Source organism: Thermohalobaculum sp. (genome assembly GCF_058622915.1).
Map to the genome: position 1 here is coordinate 1 of NZ_JBZSYN010000047.1, position 2,839 is coordinate 2,839.

General features: G+C 71.8%; 4 protein-coding genes. 2 read left to right on the plus strand and 2 right to left on the minus strand.

Annotation, left to right across the window (positions count from 1 at the left end):
• On the plus strand, nucleotides 1-876 hold an 876-nt coding region (aroC, locus tag AC32QD_RS04185; RefSeq protein ID WP_492009227.1), incomplete at its 5' end, for a chorismate synthase.
• Between the two features lie 6 nt (nucleotides 877-882).
• Here aroC and AC32QD_RS04190 read toward each other — a convergent pair.
• Complete coding sequence (locus AC32QD_RS04190; protein ID WP_492009228.1) at nucleotides 883-1,818, minus strand: calcium/sodium antiporter; 936 nt, start codon at nucleotides 1,816-1,818, stop codon at nucleotides 883-885.
• Between the two features lie 39 nt (nucleotides 1,819-1,857).
• On the minus strand, nucleotides 1,858-2,247 hold the full coding sequence (locus tag AC32QD_RS04195; protein WP_492009229.1) for a histidine triad nucleotide-binding protein: 390 nt from the start codon (nucleotides 2,245-2,247) through the stop codon (nucleotides 1,858-1,860).
• A 116-nt stretch (nucleotides 2,248-2,363) separates the two neighbouring features.
• Here AC32QD_RS04195 and AC32QD_RS04200 point away from each other — a divergent pair.
• Nucleotides 2,364-2,839 (plus strand): hypothetical protein (locus tag AC32QD_RS04200; RefSeq protein WP_492009230.1); only part of this gene is annotated, 476 nt, incomplete at its 3' end.

The following is a 2,839-nucleotide window of genomic DNA, read 5'->3' on the forward strand; positions in this document are numbered from 1 at the left end:
ACCACCGGCCACCCGATCCAGCTGATGATCCGCAACACCGACCAGCGCTCGAAGGACTACTCGGAGATCGCCGAGAAATTCCGCCCCGGCCACGCCGACTACACCTACTGGGTCAAGTACGGCATCCGCGACTATCGCGGCGGCGGCCGCGCCTCGGCGCGCGAGACTGCGGCGCGGGTCGCCGCGGGCGGCGTGGCGCGGGCGGTGCTGGCCGAGATGCTGCCGGGGCTCGCTATCACCGGCTGTCTGGTGCAGATGGGCCCGCACGCCATCGACCGCGCCCGCTGGGACTGGGACGAGATCGAGCGCAACCCGTTCTGGGCGCCCGACGCCGAGGCGGCGGCGCAATGGGCCGGCTATCTCGACGATCTGCGCAAGTCGGGCAACTCGACCGGCGCCGTGATCGAGGTGACCGCCCGCGGCGTGCCGGCGGGGCTCGGCGTCCCCGTCTATGGCAAGCTCGACGCCGAGCTGGCGGCGGCCTGCATGTCGATCAACGCGGTCAAGGGCGTCGAGATCGGCGACGGCTTCGCGGCCGCCGCGCTGACCGGCGAGCAGAACGCCGACGAGATCCGCATGGGCAATGACGGCCCGCGCTTCCTGTCGAACCACGCCGGCGGCATCCTCGGCGGCATTTCGTCGGGGCAGGACATCGTCGTGCGCTTCGCGGTGAAGCCGACCTCCTCGATCCTCGCGCCGCGGCGCACCATCGACAAGGCGGGCCGCGAGACGGAGATCGTCACGAAAGGGCGGCACGACCCCTGCGTGGGCATCCGCGCCGTGCCGGTGGGCGAGGCCATGGTGGCCTGCGTGCTGCTCGACCAGCTTCTCATGCACCGCGCCCAGATCGGCGAGAACCGCGGGCATATCGGCTGACCCGGCTCAGGCGCCCGCGATCAGCAGCGCCATGTAGAGCGCGTAGGCAGCCAGCATCGCCGCGCCCTCGCGCCGCGTGACGCGCCAGCCGGTGACGGCCGCCGCCGCCAGCGCGGCGGTCGAGGCCAGCATCACCCAGATGTCGAAATCCATGATCTCGGGGGGCACCGGGATCGGGTGCACTGCGGCGGTCACCCCCAGGATGCCCAGGACGTTGAAGATGTTCGAGCCGATCACGTTGCCGAAGGCGATCTCGGGCTGGCGCCTGATCGCGGCCATCAGCGCGGTGGCGAGCTCGGGCAGCGAGGTGCCGATCGCCACCACGCTGACGCCGATCACCGAGTCCGAGACGCCGGCCCTTTCCGCCAGGTCGATGGCCCCGTCGACCAGGATTCCCGCACCCAGCACGGTCAGCGCCAGCCCGCCCGCGGCGCAGCCCAGGGCCGCCGCGACTCCCATGTGCTGCGGGATCAGCCCGTCGGGGTCCGCCTCGGCCGGGTCGGTGCGCTCGTGCTTGGCGGCGACGACGAGATAGGCGATGAGCAGGGCGACCAGTGCCAGCCCGCTGACGCGCCCCAGGTGGCCGGCCAGGACCACGCCGAGGCAGGCGAGCGCGGCGAAGACCGCCATCGTGCCGTCGCGCAGGAAGGCGCGGCGCCCGACCTGGATCGGCGAGAGCAGCGCGGCGACGCCGAGGATCAGCAGCACGTTGGCCGTGTTCGACCCGACCACATTGCCGATGGCGATGCCAGGCGCGTTCGAGAAGGCGGCATCGAGGCTGGTCACCAGCTCGGGCATCGAGGTGCCGAAGCCCACCACAGTCAGGCCGATCAGAAGCGGCGACACCCCCATCCGCGCCGCGAACCCCGCGGCCCCGCGCACCAGCGCCTCGCCCCCGGCGAAGAGCAGCACGATCCCGGCCGCGAGTTCGAGGATCAGCATCCCGGCGCGAGCTCCACTGGCCGAGCGCGGCGCGGCACCCTAGCGCTCTTCGCGGCGCGGCAGGAACCGTCCCAGCGGCTCGCCGCCGACGACGTGGACATGGTAGTGCGCCACCTCCTGGCCCCCGTGCGGCCCGGCATTGGAGATGGTGCGAAAGCCGTTGCCGCCCGAGGCCTCGGCGATGCCGGACTCGCGGGCGACCCGGGCAATGGCGCGGACGAAGTCGACGATCTCGGCCTCGCTGGCCTCGGCGCCGAAATGCTCGGCGCTGACATAGGCGCCCTTGGGGATCACCAGCACATGCACCTTGGCCTGCTGGCTGATGTCGTGGAAGGCCAGGCTGTGCTCGGTTTCGAGCACCTTGCTGCAGGGGATCTCGCCCCTGAGGATCTTGGCGAAAACGTTCTGGTTGTCGTAGCTGTCGCGCATGCGTCTCTCCATCGCCGGCAGGCCGGGCAATTTGGCCTGCCCGTCCCGCGCGATGCAAGGCCGCTTGCCACGCGGGCGGGATGCGCCACTTTGGGCACCGGGAAGGAGAGCCTGCCGTGCCCGCCCGCGTCGTCCACTTCGTGCTGCATGTCCCGCGCTGCGCCGGCACCAGCGCGGGCGCGCATTTCGCCGCGCATCTCGGCGCGGCGTTCCTGGTCGCGCCGCGCTGGCACAACCCGCTGCGCCTGTTTTTTGGCGAGCGCCATGCCCTGCGCCCGGACGACCCGCGGCTCGCGGGTCTCAAGGTGGTGACGGGCCATTCGCTGGGCGTCTCGCTCAGGCGCCACTTCCCCGGCACGGAGATTCGCGAGTCGCTATTGCTGCGCGAGCCGGTGAGCCAGCTGGTCTCGCTCTACAACTACCGCTGGGCGCAGCACGCGGCCGGCCGGGGCCCGCGCCCGCCCGGCTTCGCCCGGTGGCTGCGCGCGCAGCGGCGCAATACGGTCAGCCGGTTCCTGATCAGCCACTATTTCGAGCGCCGCGTGCCTGCGCTCTACGCGCTCTCCTCGCGTGACCGGCTGGCCTTCCTCGA

Excerpts from the sequence above, each read along its gene's own strand:
- AC32QD_RS04190 (WP_492009228.1), bottom strand. The coding sequence starts at position 1,818 with ATGCTGATCCTCGAACTCGCGGCCGGGATCGTGCTGCTCTTCGCCGGG.
- AC32QD_RS04195 (WP_492009229.1), bottom strand. The coding sequence starts at position 2,247 with ATGCGCGACAGCTACGACAACCAGAACGTTTTCGCCAAGATCCTCAGG.